Consider the following 21,922-nt stretch of genomic DNA (forward strand, 5'->3'; position numbering starts at 1 on the left):
GGCCCGAAGGCCTGACGTGGATTGCGAGTATCAGACGACACTGATACCGCTCTGCACCCATAGATGGTGCGATGGATCCTCCTGCGCAGTGTAGACGTTGTACTGCACGCCATTGTCGGTCTGGATGGCGCCCGGAGCCCAGGTCGCGCCGGTCATGTGCACGGTGTCGTGGCTGTCGCCCAGAATCAGCAGCTTGTCGGTGCTGGCGTCGGTGACCGAAAGCAGATCGCTCAGGCTCAAGGTCAGGTTGACCTTGCTCGACTGGTTCAGGTCGATGACCTCGATGTTGTTGATGCGCGCGGCCAGATTGCTCAGGTCGATGTCGGCATCGCCGCCATTCCACTTCAGGGTATCGATCCCGGCACCCCCATCCACCGAGGCGAAGGCCTGGTCGTAGATGACCAGAGTGTCGTTGCCTTCATGCCCCTGCAGGGTCAGCGCACCGCCCTGGGCTCCATCGAGCACATCGTCGGCCGAAGTGCCCTGCTGGTCGTGCAGGTCGCTGCCGGCAGCGGCGACGTGGACGGCGCTGACATCGTCGCTGTCGAAAGACGCCAGGCGCGCGAAGCTGGTCGGCGCAGCCGCGTTGCTGAGGCTGATGGTCAGGGTCGCGGTATCGCTGGCCCCGGTCGGATGGTTGAGCTGGTAGGTGAACACGTCGCTCTGCCCCACCGCCGTGCCGCTCTGGTTCAAGGTCGGCGTGTAGGCGTAGCTGCCGTCGGCGTTGACCAGCAGCGAGCCGTGGGCACCGGCGATGCTCACCCCGTTCACCCCCGGCAGCACGAAGGCCCCGGCGCTCAGCACGCTGAGCGAAGTGTAGGGAGAGCCCACCACATCAGCGCCCACACCGGTCAGCAGGTTGCCCGTGGCAGTGGTTGCGCTGCCGACGACGAAGGTGTTGGTCGAGGTGGCCTCCTGGCGCACGCTGGCGGTGTAGCTCGACGACACACCCAGGCCGCCGTTGGTGATGGTCAGGCGATAGGTGCCCGCCGTCTGGTCCTCGACCCGCACTCCCAGGCCTGCGCTACCGACCGCGATCAGATTGGCACCCGAGTAGGCCCCTACCTGCACGTAGCTGCCGTTGGCCTGCAGCTTGGACAACACGAAGTTGACCGGCGACAACAGCGACAGGCCGCTGCCGGTGACGGACAAGGTCAGATCGCTGGAGGTGTTGGGTGCCACGCTGAAGGTGAACTCGCCGCGACCGCCTAGCGTGCCGCTGGTGTAGCTACCCAAGGTGGCCGTGGTGTCGGTGAACTGGCCAACCAGACTCAAGGCGCTTGTCGCGGTGTCGTTGACGGCATCCACCAGCGTGGCGTTGGCAGCCAGGTTGTTGGGGTTCCACACCTCGGTGACGTTGGCGCTGTCGATGCGCACATACAGGTGAGCACTGGAAGTCAGGCCATTGGGGTGCACCAGCTGGTACTGGAAGTCCTCGACCTTGCCTACGGTGGCGACGGCACCGCTCGGGTTGTAGGTGTACTTGCCGGTGGCATCGATGGTCAGTTGACCGTACAGCCCCTGCACCACAGTGCCTGCACCGGCGCTCACGTAGGTGCCGTTCTTGAGCACCTGCAGCACTGCACCATTGTCCGGGCCGGTGCGGTCGGCCAGGCCGTTCACGCCGGGATCGGTGACGACGTTACCGTTGAGCGCGGTGGGCGTGCCGGTGAACTGGGTCAGGCTGGTGGTGGAGAACTGGATCTGGGTGCTCAGGCTGTCGAGCAGCGACACCAGGTTGCTGGCCACGGTCAGCCGGTAGTTGCCGGCTTGCAGCGGGCTGATGTCGGCCTGGACCTGGTTGGTGCCCAGTCCAATCAGGTTGAGCAACTGCGGATTGGTGACGCTGTTGGCCAGGGTGACCCAAGTGCCCGCAGCGTTCTGCACCTCCAGGGCGAAAGCCGAAGCGGGCAACACACCGAGCGCCGCATTGTTGGTCACTGTGATCAACGGATCGGTCACGGTACCGGAGGCGACAGTAAAGCCGAAGGCTTTGACTTGGCCCAGCAGCAGGCTGACGCTGGTGTTGGTGTAAGTGCTGTCCACCGTCACCGGGGTGATGTTGACGGTTGCCGTCGCCAGGTTGCTGGAAGCGATCACCGGTTCGTTGACGTCGATGTCCGGAGCCACCACCGCTGCACCGGCGCTGACGTTGCCGCGTGCATCGGTCAGGGTGACGCTCAGGCGTTCGCCGTTGATCTGCGCGGCGTTCAGGGCCACGGTGAACGTACCGTCGGTGCCGACGGTGACAGGCGCGACATTGAGCACGACGCCGTTGGCGGCTTTGACGCTGACAGTGGCGCCGGGCTCGCCGGTGCCGCTCAAGGTCAGGCCACTGCCAGCCACGGCCAGCCCGGTGGCCACGTTCGGCGGGGTCAGGTCCGGCGCCGTGGTGGTGGTCGCGGGCGAAACGTTGGCTGCAGCGTCGGCCTGAGTGACGGTCAGGACCTGGCTGTTGATCTGCGCGGCATTGAGCGTAACGCTGTAGGTGCCGTTGGCAGCGACCACGGCAGTACCCAGGACGCTGGCGCCGCTGCGCACGCTGACCGTGGCACCCGCCTCGCCTGTGCCCGAAACCACGGTGCCGCTGGCACTGATGGTCGCGGTGGGCGCAGACGGAGGTGTGGTATCGGCCACACCCAGTTGACCCGCGGCGGACACGTTGCCAGCCGCGTCGGTCAGCGTCACCCGCAAAGCGCCGCCGTTGAGCTGCGGTGATGCCAGGGTCACGCTGAACAGGCCCAGGCCATTCACCGGCCCCTCGGCCAGCAAGGCATTGTTGGCGCCGTAGACTTTCACGGTGCTGTTGGCCTCACCCACACCCGTGAGGCTGACGCCACCGACCAGCACCAGTGCGGTCGGTGCATTCGGCGCGGTCGCATCGCGGGCCGTCAGCGCAGTGACCGGCGATGTCAGCCCGGCGGCGTCGGTCTGCACTACAGTCAATTGCTGACCATTGAGCTGCGCGGCGCTGAGGTTGACGCTGAAATTACCGCTGGCGTCGACCACGGCAGTGCCCAGAGCCACGCCACCGACGCTGACGGTCACCCGTGCGCCCGCCTCGCCCTGCCCGGTCACGGTACTGCCACTGGTCGCCAGGGCCACATTGACCAAGGCAGCAGGAGGCGTGGTGTCGAGCGTGAGGAACGGCGTTGCCACCGACACGTTGCCCGCCGCGTCGGTCAGCTTGACGCTGAGCAACTGTCCATTGAGTTGCGGGCTGCTCAACGTCACCGCGAAGGTGCCATTGGGCAGTACGGTGGTGGTGCCGATGGCCACGCCTGCCGCGTTGTAGACGGTAGCAGTGGTACCCACTTCACCGGTGCCGCTGAGGGTCAGCCCGGCATTGCCCAGGCCGGTTACCACCGGCGCAACGGGCGCGATGATGTCCGGTGCGGGGACCGTCACACCTGTGGAGACGTTTTGCGCCGCATCGACCTGAACCGCCGTGAGTACGCCACCGTTCGCCTGTGCCACCGGCAGCAGCACGGCGAAGGTGCCGTTCGCGCCAACCAACCCGGTTCCGACCACCACGCCGGCGCCATTGCTGACCCGCACGGTAGCGCCCACCTCGCCGCGACCGGTGACCACGGTACCGGTACCGTTGACGTTCAGTTCGGTGATCGGGACCGGCGCGGTGCTGTCCACCGCGGTGAAGAAGGTCGCCACCGACGTCAGCGCGCCTTTGGTCGCGTGCAGTTCCAGCACCTGGCCGTTGGCCTGCGGCGGGTTCAGGGTCACGGTGAAGGTGGTACCGGTGGCGACCGCGCTGCCCAATACGGTTCCACCGGCGTTGCGCACGATCACCGTGGTGCCGGCCTCGGTGGTGCCGGTCAGGGTCACACCATTGCTGGTGATGGCGCTTGCCAGGGGCGCAGCGGGTGGCAGCTCCAGTGGAATGTTCAACTCAGCGCCCGCCGACGGATTGCCTGCCGCATCGGTCTGGATGACCGTGAGCAATTGCCCGCCCAGCGCAGCCGGCACCAGCGGCACTTGGAAGTTGCCGTTGGCATCGACCACAGCGGTGCCCAGCACGACAGGCGTCTGGCCAACCACCAGGCCGACACTGACGGTCGCCCCGGCCTCGCCCTTGCCGGTCAACAGGGTACCGTCGGCATTCACCACCAACTGCGTGGCCAGGCTCGGCGGGGTGATATCGGGAACACTCAAGCGCGCCAGTGCCGACTTGTTGCCGGCGGCATCCTGGGCATACACCTCCAGGGTCCCGCCGTTGAGTTGGGCCAGGCTCAGCGGAACGCTGAAGGTGCCGTTGGCGCCGACCAGGACATTGCCCAGCGACGCACCCTGCGCGTTGGTCACGAACACCCGCGCACCGGCTTCAGCCGTGCCGTTGAACACCAGCCCGTCGACGCTCAGACCCAGGCCGGTCGGCAGTGCCGGTGGCGTGAGGTCCGGGGCATTGACGGTGACACCGGCGGAGACATTTCCCGCAGCGTCGCGCTGAACCAGCAGCAAGGCCTCGAAGTTGGTCTGCGGCGTGCTCAGGGTCACACTGAACGTACCGTCGGCGGCCACGACTGCCGTGCCCAGCGATGCGTTGAGCGGGCCGGTGACGCTAACCGTCGCGCCGGCCTCGCCACGCCCGGTGACGATTCGACCGTCGGCGCTGACCGCCGCCAGCGTCAGGGCCACAGGCGCGGTGACGTCGGGTACCGAGAAGTTGACCGGCACCGAGACGTTGCCGGCCAGGTCGGCCTGGGTCACGACCAGCAACTGACCGTTGAGCTGCGGGGTGGCCAGGTTGACTGTGAAGAGGCCATTGGCATCGGCGGTCGCTGCGCCGATCTGCACGCCCAGCACGTTCTTGACCACGATGCGCGCCAAGGCTTCACCGCTGCCGGTGAGTTGCAGACCGTTGCTCGACACCGTCAGGTTGACCAAGGCGCTCGGGGCCTGGAGGTCGCTGGCGGTGACGGTGACGGCCACCGAGGCATTGCCTGCGGCGTCGACCTGGCGGACGCTGAGCACTTCGCCATTGATCTGCGGCACGCTCAGGGTGACGCTGTAGGTGCCGTCGGCGTTGACCGTACCGGTGCCCACCGAGACGTTGAGGTTGTTGCGCACGACTATCTGCGCGCCGGCCTCCCCTGTACCTGTGATCAAGGTGCCATTCGCGTTCAGCGCCAGGATGGTCGGCGCTGCTGGTTGTGTCACATCAGGGGCGGTCAGACTGCCCGGCCCCGACACATTGCCGGCCGCGTCGGTCAGGGTCACCACCAGCGATTGACCGTTTTGCTGCGCTGGCAAGGTGACCTGGAAAGTGCCATCAGCACCCACCGTGGTCGCCGCGCCCAGCGTTGCGCCTGCCGCATTCTTGACGATGACAGTGGCGTTTGCTTCGCCCAGGCCGCTGAGCACGGTGCCACTGGCATTGAGCGCCAGTTGCGTAGGGGCTGACGGAGGCGTCAGGTCAGGCGCGAAGATCGGCGTGCTCGCGCCGACGTTGCCGGACAGGTCCGTCTGCGCGACGGTCAGTGGTTGGTTGTTGATCTGCGCTGGCGACAAGGTCACCACGAAGCTGTTGTCGCCCGCCACCTGCGCGGTGCCCAGTACCACGCCCGCGGCATCCTTGACCGTCACGGTCGCCCCAGCCTCGCCACGCCCGGTCACGGTCGCCCCAGTGGTGAGGTTGATCGCGACCTGGGTCAGCGGATCGGGTGCAGTGGTGTCTGGCGAGTTGATCGTCGCGATCGGCGAGACGTTGCCCGCTGCGTCGACCTGCACCAGGTTCAACGGCTCGCCGGTGGTGACGGCCGGCGTCAGGATGATGTTGAAATTACCTGCCGCCGACACTGTGCCACTGCCCAGTTCGATCCCGTCCAGGCGTGTCACGGTGACGACAGCCCCCGGTTCACCCTTGCCGTTCAGCACGCTGGTCAAAGCGCCGTCGTTGCTGATGGTGATGTTGGTCAAGGCCACCGGCGCGGTGGTGTCGCCGGCCAGCACAGCGCCTGGCACCGACACGTTGCCCGCAGCATCGGTCAGGGTCACGCCCAGCGCCTGGCCATTGACCTGCGCCTGGCTCAATACAACCTGGAAGCTACCATCGAGCAGCACTGTGCCCGTACCCAACACGATGTTCTGAGCGTTGCTGACCGTGACCTGCGCACCGGGCTCCCCGCTGCCGGTGAGTACCAGACCTTGGTTGATCACGGCCAGATCGACAGGCGCCAACGGTGGCGTGCGGTCGCCGGCCAGGGCGACGAGCGCCGCCGAGGTGTTGCCGGCCGTGTCGGTCTGCACCACGCTCAAGGCTTGGCCATTGAGCTGCGGCGTGGTCAGGTTGGCGGTGAAAATTCCGGTCACGGCCACAACGGCGGTGCCCAGAATGACATTGCCGGGGCCAGTGACGACCACGGTGGCGCCGGCTTCGCCACGACCGGTCAACAGCGTGCCGTCAAGGCTGACCGACAGCTCGGCGAGGTTGGTCGGCGCCGTCACATCCGGCGCTACCAATTGGGCGGGCAGCGAGGTCAGCGCACCGTCGGCGGCAGTGACCTGAAGGATCTCGCCATTGAGTTGCGCGGTGGCAAGCTGGACCTGGAACGCCCCGTTGCCATCGACGGTCGCCGTACCCAGCACGGTGCCTTGCAGGTTGCGCACGGTGATCAGGTTGCCGATGTCACCCTGGCCAACCACCTGCAGACCGTCGGTGCTGAGCAACAGCGCCGTCGGTACGTCAGGGCCATTGATGTCAGGCGTGGTGACGGTGACGATTGATGAAACGTTGCCGGCCTGGTCGGCCTGGGTAACGCTGAGCAGGGTACGGTCTGCGGAGACCGGATCGAGGGTGACCGTGAAGTTGCCATTGGCATCGACCGTGGCCGTGCCTACGGACAGACCGCCCGCCCCCAGCACCGTGACTCGGGCACCGACCTCGCCCTTGCCGGTCAACAGCGTCCCATCGGCGCTGACCACCAGGTTGGTGACTGCGTCGGGCACAGTGGTGTCGGGCGCGACCACGACCGTGGTCGAGGACACGTTGCCGGCTGTATCGGTGGAGGTCACCAGCAGCGTCTGCCCATTAGTCTGCGCCGCATCGAGCACGACCTGGTAGGTGCCGTCGGAGGCGACCGTGGCGGTCCCCAGGACATTGCCTTGGGCATCGCTGACGATCACCGTGACCACGCTGCCCGGTTCGGCCGTGCCCACCACGGCGTTGCCGTTGAGCTCAACGGTGGCGCTCGGCGCCACGGGCGGTGTGCTGTCCACCGCAGGCACCAGTGCCGTCGGCGAAACGTTGCCCGCCACGTCGGTCTGCGACACCGTCAGGTTGCCGCCACCCAGCTGCGGCACCGTGAACGGCACGGTGAAGGCGCCGGTGATACCGATGACCACGCTGCCCAGTACATCACCATTGGGTGCAATGACCGTAACCGTCGCGCCCACTTCACCGCGACCGGTCAGTTGGGTGCCATCTGCACTGGCCACCAGATCGGTCAGCGCCCCCGGCGCGGTCACATCGAGCGCCTGGAACGGCGCAGGTATCGAGACCTGCGCACCCAGGCTGGCAATCACTTCAAGCTGTTCGCCGTTGAGTTGCGCGGTCGACAGAACGATCGTGAACGCACCGTTGGCGTCGGCCACGGCCGTGCCCAGCACCACACCAGTGGCACCGCGCACGGTCACGGTGTTGCCGGCGTCGGCCTGGCCGCTCAGTTGCAGGCCATCGGTAGTGAGCACCAAGGCGCTCGGTTGATCCGGACCGGTACCGTCCGGTGCAGTGATGTTCAGGGCAATGGACGGATTACCGGCGGCATCTTGCTGCACCACCGAGAGCACGGCGCCAGGAACGACGGGGGTAGTCAGGGTGACGATGAAGCTGCCGCTGGCACCGACCAGGCCGGTACCGATGGGGTTCCCGCCAGCATCGCGCACGGTCACTTGAGCACCTGGCTCGCCGCGCCCGGCCAGCAGGTCGCCGTCGGGGCTGATGACCAGACCGGTCACCTGCGCCGGTGGCGTGATGTCCGGCGCAAACAGCGTGGTGGTTGCCGATACATTGCCTGCCGCATCGGTCGAGGTCACCAGCAAGGTCTGGCCGTTGGCCTGGGCTTCAAGCAGATCGATCTGATAGCTGCCATCGGGCGCCACGATTGTGGTGCCGAGTACGTTGCCCTGGGCATCGCTGACGATGACCCTGACCACGGTACCCGCCTCGGCAGTGCCGCTGACCGCCGTGCCGCCAGCATTGAGAATCGCTACCGGAGCATCGGGCAGCGTGCTGTCGCGAGCAGTGACGGTGGCTGCAGCCGAAGGGTTGTTGCTACCGTCGACCTGCACGGCCGTGAGCACCTCGCCGTTGGTTTGCGCGTCGTTGAGCGTCACACTGAATGCGCCAGTGACGCCCACCGTCGTCGTGCCCAGTACGGCGTTGTCAGGGCCACGAATGGTCACGGTGGCTCCTGCTTCGCCGCGCCCGCTGACCTGGGTGCCGTCGAGGCTGACCTGCAGGTTAGTGATGAGACCGGGAGGCGTGATGTCGGCCACGGTGATCAGTGCTGGCAACGACACCAGGGCGCCGCTGGTGGCGACGACTTCCAGCGTCTCGCCGTTGGTTTGCGCCGCGCTCAGTGCAACCAAGAAGTTGCCGTTGGCGTCGACCACAGTCGTGCCCAGGACTACGCCGGTCACGCTGCGTACAGTGATGGTGTTGCCCACATCGCCCTGCCCGCTCAGGCTCAAGCCGTTGCCGCTCAGGAGCAGTGAAGTGGGTTGATCAGGACCGTTCACGTCCGGCGCCACGACGGTTGCGGCCGTCGAAACGTTGGTGGCCGCATCGGTCAAGGTGACGTTGAGCACCTCGTTTTCAGTGGCAGCGCGATTGAGCGTGATACTGAAGGTGCCATTCGCACCCACCCGACCGATGCCGAGCAGATCGCCATTGGCAGCGCGCACGTTGACGGTAGCGCCTATTTCGCCCTGGCCTGCCACGGTCAGGCCATCGAGGCCGACCACCAGCGCGGTCGGTGCGTCCGGAGCGGTGAGGTCGGCGGCGATCACCGTGACACTGGTCGAGGTGTTGCCGGCGGCATCGGTAGAAGTGACCAGCAGTGTCTGGCCGTTGGTCTGCGGGAACGCCAGCTCGACCTGGAAGGTGCCGTTGGCGGCCACGATAGCGCTGCCCAGCACATTGCCCTGGGCGTCGCTGACCACCACCGATACCACGGTGCCGGGCTCGGCCTGGCCAATGACCGCACCGCCTTGGGGACTGAGCACGACATTGGTCGGTGCGGGCGGCGCTTGCAAGTCCGGGGCATTCAGGGTGACGTTGGCGGAGAAGTTGCCTGCCCCATCGACCTGAGTGACGGTCAGTTGCTGCAGGTTCACCTGCGCAGTGTTCAACGTGACCGAGAATTGACCGCTGGCGTCGACCTGGGCGCGGCCCAGTTCGGTATTCCCTACCAGTACGCGAACCAGCGCACCAGCCTCGCCACGCCCGGTGACCACCACACCATCGCCGCTGATGAGCACAGCGCTGAGGGCCGTGGGCGGTGTGATGTCCGGCGCGGTGAGCGCCACGGGTACTGAAGCATTGCCAGCCGCATCGGTCTGTAGCACGTCCAGAAGCTGGCCGTTGGCCTGCGCCGGGTCGAGCGCCACGCTGAAGGTCCCGTTGGCGGCAACCAGGGCCGAGGCGAGCACGGTACCGGTGACGGTGGTGACCGTGACGGTCGCACCCGCCTCGCCACGCCCGCTGATCAAGGTGCCATCGGCGTTGATGACCGGGGTGATCACGGCCAACGGCGCCAGGGTATCGCGGCCGATCACGCTGCCCGCCAGGGACACGTTGCCTGCAGCATCGCTCAGCGTGACCCGCAACGCACCGCCGTCGATCTGCGGGGTGTCCAGGGTAATCTGGAAGCTGCCGTTGGCGCCCACGATGCCTGCGCCGACCTGGGCGCCCACGGCATTGCGTACCACTATGTTGGCGCCTGCCTCGCCGGTGCCGGTCAAGACCGTACCGACATCGTTGAGCACCAGGGCGACCGGCGCTTCGGGTGCCGTGAGGTCCGGTGCGGTCACGGCCACACCCGGCGACAGATTGCCGGCCGTATCGGCCTGGGTCACGTTGAGCACCTGCAGGTTGGTCTGGGCTGGCGTCAAGGCGACCGTGAACGTGCCATCCGCTGCCACCGTCGCGGTGCCCACCGACTGGTTCAGCGCATCGCGCACCGTCACTTGCGCACCCGCCTCGCCCGTGCCGGTGATCAAGGCACCATTGGCGCTGATCTGCACATTGGCCAGGGTATCGGGCGCGGTGGTGTCAGCGGCCGCGAAGGGTACTGCAATCGACACGCGGCCGATCGCGTCACTGGCTTGCACGCTGAGCACTTCGCCGTTGCGTTGCGGGGTATCGAGCAGAATACTGAACGCACCTGACCCATCGACCGTGCCAGTGCCCAGCAGCACGCCGGTCGTGCTGGTGACACGAATGATCGCACCGGCCGAACCGGTGCCGGTGAGAATGGCGCCCTCCAGCGTCAGCAGCAGATTGGCCGGCGCGCTCGGGGCACCGCCATCCGGACCGTTGACCTGGGCCGGCAACGACGGATTACCCGCCGCATCGGTTTCGATCACGGTCAGCACGTCGCCCAGCGTGGCCGGCCGGTTCAAGGTAATCAGGAAGGTACCGCCCGCGTTCACCGTGCCGGTGCCGAGCAGATCGCCATTGGCGGCGGTGACACGCACCGTGGCATTGGCCTCGCCCGAACCGCCGAGCACGTTGCCGTCGGCGCTGACCACCAGATTGCTGACCGCGACCGGTGGCGTGATGTCGGCAGCCACCAGGGTGCCTGGCAGCGAGGTATTGCCAGCACCGTCAGTGGCTGTGACCCGCAGTGTCTGGCCATTGGCTTGGGCCGACGCCAGCGTGATGGCGAAGGTACCGTCAGTGCCGGCCACACCTGTGCCGAGCACCTGGCCCTGCGCGCCGGTAATGCTGACAGTGGCGCCCGCTTCGGTGAAACCGGAAAACAGCGTACCCGCCCGGCTCAACGACAACTCGGTCGGCGCGGCAGGCGCGGTGATGTCGGCGGCCTGCAGGGTAAACGTGGGTGAAGCATTGCTGGCGGCATCGACCTGCACCAGCGACAACGTCTGGCCATTGATTTGCGGACTGCTGAGGATGACGTTGAAACTGCCATCGGCGGCCACTAAGGCGCTGCCCAGGGGCACGCCAGCAGCGCTGCGTACCGTCACGTTGGCACCGGCTTCACCGGTACCGGTCACCACCCGTCCATCGCTGCTCAACGCAACGTTGATCAGCACGGTCGGTGGCGTAATGTCCGCTGAGGTCACGGGTGTGGAAGGTGAAGTATTACCGGCCGTATCGCTCTGCGTGACGGCCAACAACTGCCCGGCGACCTGTGGCGTGTCCAGGGTAATCTGGAAGCGACCATTGGCGCCTACCACCCCGCTGCCGACAACGTCACCGTTGGCATTCCTGACCTGCACGCTCGCGCCCGGCTCACCAATACCACTGAGCAACAACCCGCTGCTGTCGAGTACCAGCGCAGCGGGCGCCAGGGGAATCGAGGTGTCGCCGGCCTGCACGTTGACGACCGGCGATTCATTGCCCGCCAGATCGCGCTGCAACAGGGTCAGGGTCTGGCCGTTGTTCTGTGCCTGGTTGAGGTTGACGCTGAACACGCCATTGCCATCGACCACGCCGCTGCCCAGTACCACGCCATTGCTGGCGAACACGGTGACTGTCGCACCGGCTTCACCGCGCCCGGTGACGACCAGGCCATCAGCGCTTACCAGTGGCTGCAGCACCCCTGCAGGCGCCGTCAGGTCTGGCGCGGTCACGGTGGACGGCGTCGAGCTGTTGCCGGCCGCATCGACCTGGTTCACTTGCAAGCGTTGCGCGTCGATCTGCGGCGGCGTCAAGGTCACGCTGAACTGGCCAGTGACGCCAACGGTGGCGGTGGCAATCGCCACACCGACCGGGTTGAGCACGGTCACCGTGGCACCGGCTTCGCCGCGCCCGGTGATCAGGCTGCCGTCGTTGCTGATGGCCACGTTGGTCAACGCCGGCGCGGTGCTGTCCACGGCCGTGACTTGGCCAGGCAGCGAGTTGAAACCACCGGTGCTGGCAACCACATCCAGCAACTCGCCATTGGTCTGCGCAGCACTCAAAGTCAGTTGGAACGTACCATCGGCATTGACCGTGGTGGTGCCGAGCACGCCATTGGGGCCGCGTACGGTTATGGTATTGCCCGCATCGGCGAGACCGCTCAGGCGCAGGCCATCGGCGCTGAGCACCAGCGCGGTCGGTTGATCGGGTCCGTTGGCGTCGGGCACGGTCACCGTGGCCGGCAACGAAGCATTGCCAACACCATCGGTGAGAATCACGCTCAATACGGCGTTCTGCGCTACCGGCGTCACGTTGACCAGGAAGCTTCCGTTCGGCCCGACGGTACCGGTGCCGATCTGCGTGCCCTGGGCATCGAACACCGTGACCGTGGCACCCACTTCACCTTTACCGGCCAACAGCGTACCGCCCGGGTTGACCGCAAGGTCGGTGGCCTGGGTGGGCGCCGTGAGGTCGGCGGCAATCACCGTGATGGATGTAGACACATTGCCAGCGGCATCGGTGGACGTCACCAGCAGGGTCTGGCCGTTGGTTTGCGGCGTGGTCAGGTTGACTTGGAAAGTGCCGTTGGCGGCCACGGTTGCACTGCCCAGGATATTACCCTGGGCGTCGCTGACCACCACCGACACCACCGTGCCAGGCTCGGCCAGGCCGGTCACGGCCGAGCCTTGCGCGGTCAGCACGACATTGGTCGGCGCGTTCGGCGCCTGCAGGTCGGGCGCGAGCAGGTTGACGTTGGGCGAGAAGTTGCCAGCGCCATCGGCCTGGGTCACGGTGAGCGACTGCAGATTGATCTGCGGCGTCGTCAGAGTGATCGAGAAGCGCCCATCGGTGCCGACCGTCGCCGTGCCCAGTTCGGCACCGGCGCTGGTCAAGACCCGCACCGTGGCACCCGCCTCACCCACCCCGCTGACCACCGCGCCGTTGGCACTGATGACGACGTTGTTCAAGGCGCTTGGGGCGGTGACGTCGGCGGCAATCAGTGCCACCGGCAACGATAGATTGCCGGCCGCGTCCGTCTGCTGCACATCGAGCAGCTCGCCATTGGCCTGCGCGGGCACCAGGTTGACCACGAAGCTGCCGGTCGCGCCGACCACGGCAGTGCCCAACACGGTGCCATCGGCTGCGGTCACGCTGACCGTCGCGCCCACCTCGCCCTTGCCGGTCAGCACCGTGCCCGCGACGTTGAGCTGCAGGCCGGTCACCACGCCGGGCGCGGTGACATCCGCCACTGGCAGAGCAGCGACGGGCGAAATGTTGCCGGCCGTGTCGGTCAAGGTCACCTGCAGGGTGGTGCCGGTCAACTGTGCCGGGCTCACGCTGATCTGGAACGTACCGTCGGCTGCGACGGTGCCGTTGCCGACAATCGCACCGGCCGCATCGCGCACCACGACCGTGGTCCCGGCTTCGCCAAGACCGTTCAGAATCGTGCCCTGAGCGTTCAGGCTCAAGCCCGAGGGCGCGGGCGGCGCCGTGAGGTCCGGCGCGGTCAGGCTGACCGCCGCAGACACATTGCCGCTGGGGTCGCTCTGGGTAGCCGTCAGCACCTGCCGGTCAATCAGGGCCGGAACGAAGGTGATACTGAAGGTGCCATCGGTGGCGACCGTGCCGGTACCGAGCAGTTGGCCGTTGGCATCGCGGACATTGACCGTGGCGCCGGCTTCACCGGCCCCGCTGAGCGTGCTGCCATTGGCGCTGAGCAGTACATTGTCCAGCGCCTGCGGCGGGGTATCGTCGAAGGCAGTGAGCAAGGTCGGTACCGACACGCGGATACCGTCGCTGGCTTGCACGCTCAGCAACTCGCCGTTGATCTGGGCGGGCGAGAGGGTCACGCTGAACTGCCCGGCGGCATTGGCGACGGCCGAGCCCAGCAACGCGCCTTGTGCATTGACCACGGTCACGGTGTTGCCGGCCAGCGAGGTGCCAGTCAACGTGGATCCGTCGAGGCTTATCACCAGGCTGCCTGGCGCGACCGGTTCGCTGCCGTCCGGGCCGTTGACGGTGACAGGAGTCGATGCATTGCCAGCCGCATCGGTCTCGATCACGTTCAACACGTCACTCTGCAGCGCGGCGCGGGTCAAGGTAATCAGGAAGATGCCATTGGCCCCCACGGTACCGGTGCCGATCAGATCGCCGTTGGCCGCACGTACCGCCACGCTGGCACCCGCTTCACCGGTGCCCGACAGCGTCAGGCCATCGGGACTGATCGCAAGGTTGCCGACCGGAACTGGCGCTGTGGTGTCTGCAGCGACCAGGGTACTGGCCGCCGAGCTGTTGCTGGCCGCGTCGGTGGCCACGGCCTTGAGGCTCTGGCCGTTGGTCTGCGGCGCGCTCAAAGTGATGCTGAACGTGCCGTTGGCGGCAACCGTGCCAGTGCCCAGCAGCGTGCCCTGGGCGTTGGTGATACGCACCGTGGCGCCGGCCTCGCCGGTACCGGTCAGCACCAGGCCGCTGGCGTCCAGCGCCAGCGTCGCCGGAGCGCCGGGTGGGGTGACATCGGCGGCGGTAACGAACGTGGTCGGCGACAGATTGCCACTTGGGTCGGCCTGGGCCACACCCAAGCGTTCGCCATTGACCTGCGCACTGGCCAGCTCGACGCTGAAGGTGCCGTCCGTGCGCACTACGGCGCTGCCGAGCACGGCGCCGTTAGCCGCGCGTACCGTGACCGTGGCGCCGCTTTCACCGGTGCCGGTCACGCTCAGCCCATCGCGGCTCAGGGCCACATTGGCCAAGGCGCCTGGCGCCGTGCTGTCGCCAGCGGTGATTGCCACCGGTACCGAGGTCTGCCCGGCGCCATCGGTCTGGGTAACTTCGAGCAATTGGCCGTTGGCCTGGGCCGGAACGAGGGTGACCTGGAAGGTGCCGTTGGCGCCGACCACGGCAGTGCCCAGCGCAACGCCATTGGCATCCACCACGCGCACGGTAGCGCCCGCCTCGCCTAGGCCGTTCAACACGGTGCCGCTGCCGTTGAGCTGCAGTGCGCTGGGCGCGGCAGGCACATCGGTGTCAGGTGCCTGCGCGAGGGCGATCGGCGAGCGGTTGCCGGCGGCATCGCTCTGGCTCACGCTCAGGCTCTGGCCATTGGTCTGTACCGTGTTCAAGGTGACGCTGAACAAACCGTCGCCGCCCACCGTCGCGGTTCCCAAAGCCACACCGTTGGGTGCCAGCACCGTGACCGTCGCGCCGACCTCGCCACGTCCGGTCAGGGTCAGGCCATCAGTGCTCACAGCCAACTGCGACAGCGCGGCAGGCGCGGTCAGGTCAGGCGCGATCAGATCGACAGCGTCAGCACTGTTGCCCGCTGCATCGGTCTGCGTGACTTGCAGCAACTGCGCATTGAGTTGCGGCGTGTTCAACGTGACGCTGAAGGTGCCATCGGTGGCCACCGTGGCCGTGCCGATCACGGCACCGTTGGCGCCACGTACAGTAACGGTGGCGCCGACTTCGCCGGTACCGGTCACAGTCGTACCGTTGGCGCTGATGGTCACGCCACCCACGGGGTCGGGCGCAGTCGAATCGAATGCGGTGATTTCGACCGGTACCGAGTCCTCGCCTCGCGCATCGGTGGCGACCACCGACAACACTTCGCCATTGGTCTGGTCCGGGTTGAGGGTAATGACGAAGGTGCCATTGGCGCCGACGATGGCGGTGCCCAACAGGTTGCCTTGGGGGCCGAACACATTGACCGTGTTACCCACGCTGCCGGTACCGGTCAGCTGTACACCGTCACCGCTCAGGGCCAGATTGCCAGGCGTTTCGGGGCCGATGGCATCGGGCGCAACGACGGTCGCCGGTAGCGAGACATTGGTCGCCGCGTCGGCCTGCACGGCGGTGAGTACATCGCCTTCGACCACAGCGGGAGCCAGGCCCGTGCTGAAATTACCGTTGGCACCGACCGTAGCGGTGCCGACGATCGCGCCACTGGCGTTGGTGATGGTGACCGTGGCGCCGGGCTCACCGCGACCGGTCAGGGTCAGGCCATCGGCGCTGACCAGCAGGTTGGTGACCGCATTCGGCGCGGTCGTGTCCGGCGCCGTGAAGGGTACCGCAGGCGAGCTGTTGCCAGCGGCATCCACGGCACTCACCGTCAATGCCTGGCCGTTGGCCTGAGCCCCTGAAAGCGTGACCTGGAAGGTACCGTCCGCAGCGACCAGTGCCGTACCCAGCACCGTGCCCGCAGCGTTCTTGACCGTTACCGTAGTACCAGCCTCGCCGAGGCCCGAGAGCAGCGTACCGGTGGCGTCCAGCGCCAGGTTGCCAGGCGCCACGGGCGCTTCCAGGTCCGGTGCGGTCAGGCCAACAGTGGCCGACGCATTGCCGGCCGCGTCCTGTTGACCGACCAGCAGCGCCTGGCCGTTGGTCTGCGCCGGATCGAGGACGAGGCTGAAGGTGCCGTCGGCGGCAACCGGGCCGCTGGCCAGGACCACCCCGCCCGTGCCGGTGACGGTAATGGTGTCGCCGGGCTGGCCACGGCCGCTGACCAGAGTGCCGTCAGCACTGATGGTCACCTGGCTCGGCTCCACGCCAGCGGTAATATCGGGCGCCGTCGTTTGCACCGCGGCCGAAATGTTACCCGCCGCGTCGGTCTGGGTAACGCTGAGTACTTGCCCATCGGCCTGGGCCGGAGCCAGCGCCACGACGAAATTGCCGGCCTGGTCCACCGTAGCGGTGCCGATCACGTTGCCTTGCGCATCGCGCACGGTCACCGTGGCACCCGGCTCGCCGGTGCCGGTCAGGGTCGTCCCGTCGGCGCCAAAGCCAACGTTGCCGACGATGGCCGGAGCCGTGCTGTCGGCAGCCACGAACGGCACGGGCACCGAGTTTTCGTTATCGAAATCGGTGGCAATGAGGGTCAGGATCTCGCCATTGGTCTGAGCCTGGCCGAGGGTGATCGAGAACGTGCCGTCGGCATTGACCAGCGCACTGCCCAGCAACACGCCCTGGCTGGTGAAGACACGTACGGTGTCGCCGGCAGTGCCAGTACCAGTCAGGGTCAGGCCGTCCTGGCTGAGGCTGAGGTTGTCCGGAGTGCCAGGGCCGATGTCATCGGGCACCAGCGCGCTGAGCGTGGAGGTAACGTTGCCGTTGTCATCGGTCTGCGTGGCGGTAATGGGCTCGTTGGGGGCCAGACGCAGCGCGAAGCGAATGAAGAACCGACCGAATGCGTTCACCTGCGCGCTGCCGACCACATCCCCGGCCGCGTTGGTGATGGTTACGGTATCGCCCGCTTGGCCACGGCCGCCGCAGGAGAACCCGTCGGCGCTGATGACGAACTCGGAAATAGGTTCGGAAACCGTCAGGTCCGGCACCTGCAACTGGCCGGGCAGCGACGCATTGCCCGCCGCGTCGGTGGCCACCACGCTGAGGGTTTGTCCGTCGACCTGAGGGGTATTCAAGGTGATCTGGAAACTCCCGCTGGCATTGGCCGTGCCCGAGCCGAGCAGAGTGCCCGCCGCGTCGCGCACCACCACCGTGGCACCGGCTTCGGCGCGTCCGCTGAACACCAGGCCTGTGCCATCGATGCTCAGGCCGGTAGGTGCTGCAGGCGCTTCGATGTCCGGCGCGACGACGTTGCCCGGCGCCGAGACATTGCCCGAGGCGTCGGTCAGGGTCACCTCCAGACCCTGACCGTTGGCCTGGGCGGGATTGAGGTCCACGCGGAAGTTGCCATTGGCGTCCACGGTCCCGGTGGCGATGAGGTTACCGCCAGCATCGGTGACGTTGACAACAGTGCCCGCTTCACCACGGCCGACCATTACACCGCCGTTGGCACTGACCGCGAGGCCCGTCGGCACCGCCGGAGCGGTGGTGTCGGGTGTTGGATCAGGGGTCGGATCAGGCGTGGGGTCAGGCGTAGGATCGGGTGTTGGATCAGGCGTAGGGTCTGGTGTCGGATCAGGGGCGGTGTCAGGTGTCAGATCGGGTGCGACCAGGCTGGCGGCCGGCGATAGGTTGCCCGCTGCATCGGTCTGTGTTGCGCTCAACGCTTCACCGTTGACCTGCGGCGGGTTCAGGACCAGGCTGAACGACCCATCGGCCGCCACCACCGCCGAACCCAGCACCCCGCCCGAAGCATTGAGCACGGTGATCGTGGCACCAGGCTCCCCCGTGCCGGTCAAGGTCGCGCCGTCGCCGGTCAACGCCAGCCCGGCGGGCGCTGCAGGCGCCGTGGTATCGGGTGCGGTGATCACCAGCGGATCGGAGCTGTTGCCTGAAGCGTCGGTGATGACGACCTGCAACGGCTGGCCATTGGTCTGAGGCGCCGGAAACGCCACCTGGAAATTGCCATCGGCATCCACCGTACCGCTGCCCACGACGTTGCCCTGAGCATCGCGAACGACTACGGATGCGTTGCTCTCGCCGCGGCCTGAAACACCACTGCCATCGGGCGCAAAAATGAGCCCGGTGGGCGCGCCGGGCGCCGTGGTATCGGTCGGTGGCACCGGAGTGACGGGTGATGCTGTCCCGCCACCGCCACCTCCACCACCGCCGCCCGACACCGCGGCACCCGTGGCACCCACGCCCGCCAGACCGAACGCGGCCAGCATCCAGCCAGGCGTGGAACCGCTGGCGGCCGCGCCAGCCAAGAGCAATTCATCGGCGGTCGAGGCTTCCGAAAAGGTAAAGCCGGTGAAGGGCTCGCCGTAGTTGGCCTGCCAGAGAAAACCATCCTGGCCTTCGAACACCAACTCGCTCTGCTGACCCGCCGCATCGACCTTGAAAAAGTCGCCGATGGTGACTTGTTCGCCAGATTTGAGGGTGACGATCAGGTTGTTGCCGGAACGCGCAGTGGAAGCGACATCGCTGGGGTCCACTGGCAGTTTGACCAGGCTGGTATCCAACAGCTTTATATTGCCCCACGCCATTTCCGAGGTGCTTTGCGCCGACTTCGCAGCAACAACGATACTGTCCATATTTGCTCCTAGCAGATTCTTGCAGTGCACCAGAGGGCACCGCACACGCAACTTCACCTGCACGCGGCGATTGCCAGCGCCAGTGATTCAAGGTGTATTCCAATAAGTATCCCGAACGGGAAGTCGCTAGACGAAACGATTCATCCGTAGCAATCCCGCTGCATGATGAATAATTGACATGATTCCATGGCGAGCCCACCTTAAACTTCTAACTGCCTGTCCTAGGTCGACTTTTCTGAAAACCTTATATGTTGTCGACGTTATGGCTCTGCGCCATATAAGCAATAGGCTAGTACGTCAGGGCGCTCGGGGGCTGACGATTTATAACAATTTCACGATATCAGACCGCTATCACCCAACATCGTTAATCCGGAAAAAAACAGCACAGCATTAGTTTGTGCAAAAAATAAAAAGACCTCTCCGACTTCGCCTCTGCCCAGCATTGACCCCGACTTCAAGTTGCACGAACCATCCCTTAACCGGCCTGTCATCGATTCAGCGACATCGCACCTCATTGCGAAAAGCATGAAAGAAGTTCGTGCGCTAGTTGCGGGATGGCCCACTGCTCGGTGTACAGTGGCGGTACAAGAACTCAGGTACAGGAACACAACCGTGACCCGCCCCTCCCCGCAGATCAGTGCCGACTTCGACAGCGGCAACATCGAAGTCATCGACGCACGCGATCCGCTCGACGTGCACCTGGCGATTCGCCCGGACCGTCAGAGCGCGCACTTCCAGTGGTTTCACTTCAAGGCCGCAGCGCTGCAGATTGGCCAACGCTACGAATTCAGGTTGCAGAACGCCGCCCAGTCTTCCTATGGTCACGCCTGGCACGGCTACCATGCCGTAGCCTCCAGCGATCAGAAGCACTGGTTCCGCGTCCCCAGCACGTTCGATGGCCAGGCCCTGCGCTTCGGCCTCGAAGCGCAGAACAGCGACATGTGGTTTGCCTATTTCGAACCTTATAGCCGCGAGCGTCACGACGCCCTGATCGATCGCGCGGTGATGGAGGCCGGTTTGCAGCTGCTTGCCGTGGGCCAAAGCTGCGAGGGGCGGGAAATACCGCTGCTGCGCAAGGGCGATGGTGCGCCGGGCAAGCGTCGGCTGTGGCTGATCGCCCAGCAGCATCCGGGCGAGCACATGGCCCAGTGGTTCATGGAAGGCGTGATCGATCGCCTGCAGGCCAATGATGCCGAGGTCCAGGCGCTGCTGGAGAAGGCCGACGTGTACCTGGTCCCGAACATGAATCCCGATGGCGCCGTGCACGGTCATCTGCGCACCAACGCCCGCGGTCGCGACCTGAACCGCGCCTGGCAGGATTCAAGCGCCGAATACACGCCCGAAGTGTTCTTCGTTCAGCAGCAGATGGACAAGCATGGCGTCGACCTGTTCATCGACGCCCACGGTGACGAAGAAATCCCCTACGTGTTCACCGCCGCCTGCGAAGGCAACCCTGGCTATACCCCACGCATCGCCCAACTGGAACAGACCTTCCGCGACCTGTTGTGCGCCCGTACCCCTGACTTCCAGGCAGTGCACGGCTACACCCGCGACAAGCCGGGCGAGGCCAACATGACCCTGGCCTGCAACAGCGTCGGCGAGCGATTCGACTGCCTGTCGTTGACCCTGGAGATGCCGTTCAAGGATCACGACGACGCACCGGACAGTCATACCGGCTGGAACGGCCAGCGCTCCGCGCGACTGGGCGGCGATGTGCTGAGTGTGCTTGCGCAAATGGTCTCCGGTCTGCGTTGACCCACGGTTCGTCATGGAGCACCCCGATTGACCGCATTACCGTCGCTGCACGCCCTGTACAAACGCCTGTTCAAACCCGAGCCGAAGGCTGAAACCGGCGACGCCGCTGTGGCGTTGCAGACTTGGTTCGACGAGCGGGCCAGGCAATCGGGCTACACCCTCGGTGCCGATCAAACGCGGGTCATCGCCAGCATGGCCGAGCGCATGCCTGCCTTGCTGCAGAGCACGGCAGTACGCAGTCTGTACCTGCATGGCGCCGTGGGGCGCGGCAAGAGCTGGCTGCTCGATGGCTTGTTCAGGGCGGCTCCTTTGGAAGAAAAACGCCGCCTGCACTTCCACGATTTTTTCGCCCAGTTGCATCAGGGTATGTTCCGCCATCGGCAGGCCGTCGACCCACTGGCTAGCACCCTGGATGAGCTGCTGGAGAACTGCCGTCTGCTGTGTTTCGACGAATTCCATGTGCACGACATCGGCGACGCCATGCTCATCACGCGGCTGTTCAAGGCCCTCTTCGAGCGTGGCATCCTGCTGGTCGTGACCTCCAACTATCCACCCGAAGGCCTGCTGCCCAACCCCCTCTATCACCAGCGTTTCCTGCCCGTTATCGAACTGATCAACGCCCGGATGGATGTACTGGAAGTCGGCGGCGCCACCGATTACCGCAGCCTGTCCCAGGACCGACCGCAACAACGTTTCACCCGCGGCCACTATGTATGGCCCGGAACCCCGGCGCAGCGGGCGCGGCTGCAACTGCCGCCAGCGGATCTGGAGCCGGTGCCGCTGGACGTCGGCAACCGCCAGCTACGCGCGCGCCTGATCGACGACGACCGTGTCCATTTCAATTTCGCCGACCTCTGTGAAGAACCCACGGCGGTCATCGACTACTTGGCGTTGTGCAAACGTTTCGAGCGGTGGAGCATCGACCATCTGCCGCTACTGGACGAGTGTTCGACCGCTGTGCAGCAACGCTTCATCAACCTCATCGACGTGCTGTACGACCAGGACAAGACCTTGATACTGGTCGGCGAACGCCCGCTGGCCGAGAGCCTGGCGGGTTCGGTCATCGACCTGATGCGCACACGCAGCCGACTGGGTCAGTTGATCCTGCTCGATGAACAACTGCCCCGATAACGGC

General features: G+C 66.0%; 3 protein-coding genes. 2 read left to right on the plus strand and 1 reads right to left on the minus strand.

Annotated elements, in window-relative coordinates; translation table 11 throughout:
• Positions 1–30: 30 nt before the first annotated feature.
• A complete protein-coding gene (locus tag B2V21_RS18920) occupies positions 31–19,032 on the minus strand; it encodes a BapA/Bap/LapF family large adhesin (protein ID WP_286917687.1) in 19,002 nt (6,333 codons plus the stop codon).
• Positions 19,033–19,644: 612 nt separating this feature from the next.
• On the opposite strand from B2V21_RS18920, the gene B2V21_RS18925 reads away from it, so the two are divergent.
• Both B2V21_RS18925 and zapE read left to right on the plus strand, forming a co-directional pair.
• Positions 19,645–20,787, plus strand: coding sequence for a M14 family metallopeptidase (locus tag B2V21_RS18925; RefSeq protein ID WP_286917688.1), 1,143 nt, complete (start codon positions 19,645–19,647; stop codon positions 20,785–20,787).
• A gap of 27 nt (positions 20,788–20,814) precedes the next feature.
• A complete protein-coding gene (gene zapE / locus B2V21_RS18930; RefSeq protein WP_376787032.1) occupies positions 20,815–21,918 on the plus strand; it encodes a cell division protein ZapE in 1,104 nt (367 codons plus the stop codon).
• Positions 21,919–21,922 lie beyond the last annotated feature (4 nt).

Source organism: Pseudomonas sp. UBA6276 (genome assembly GCF_002438365.1).
In the GTDB taxonomy this organism is placed as follows: domain Bacteria; phylum Pseudomonadota; class Gammaproteobacteria; order Pseudomonadales; family Pseudomonadaceae; genus Aquipseudomonas; species Aquipseudomonas coleopterorum.

Coding starts and splice junctions, on each gene's coding strand:
- B2V21_RS18920 (WP_286917687.1), bottom strand. CDS start 19,032: ATGGACAGTATCGTTGTTGCTGCGAAGTCGGCGCAAAGCACCTCGGAA.